Below are 439 nucleotides of genomic sequence, written 5' to 3'. Positions count from 1 at the left end.
GCCGTCATCTTCCTCAGCGGAAAGTCGTTGAATTTCCTTGCCTCCGACATCGGCCTCGCAGCGTTGCCGGTGGCGCTGCTGGCGGGTTTCGAGGCGATCGCCGGGGTCCTGCTGGCCGGCCATATCGTCGGCATCATTCAGGGCCTCGTGACCGCCTACCTCGATCCGATCGTGGGCGGTGCAATCGGCACCGTGTTTCCATTCATCATCAAGCTGCTCATCCTCTTTATTCGGCCGACCGGGATGTTCGGCTGGAAGACGATCGAAAGGGTCTGACCGATGGATCCGGCAGGTGTATTCGCTACCAGTTTCGAACGCGATCAGGCTTTGATCCGCACCCGCGGGCAATGGGTCGCGCTGATTCTGTTTCTAGTCGCGCTGGTCGTTCTGCCCCATGTTCTGGGGCCGCGCCTCGTCGCCATCTCGACCAACATGCTGA

At 60.8% G+C, this 439-nt stretch carries 1 pseudogene; it reads left to right on the top strand.

The features are described from left to right. A pseudogene (locus VSR71_RS35110) lies at nt 1-276 on the top strand (branched-chain amino acid ABC transporter permease); the annotation flags it as partial. Nucleotides 277-439: the final 163 nt, after the last annotated feature.

The sequence above is a fragment of the Cupriavidus oxalaticus genome (genome assembly GCF_038900635.1).
In the GTDB taxonomy this organism is placed as follows: domain Bacteria; phylum Pseudomonadota; class Gammaproteobacteria; order Burkholderiales; family Burkholderiaceae; genus Cupriavidus; species Cupriavidus oxalaticus_B.
This window is presented reverse-complemented; position numbering and strand designations above follow the sequence as displayed.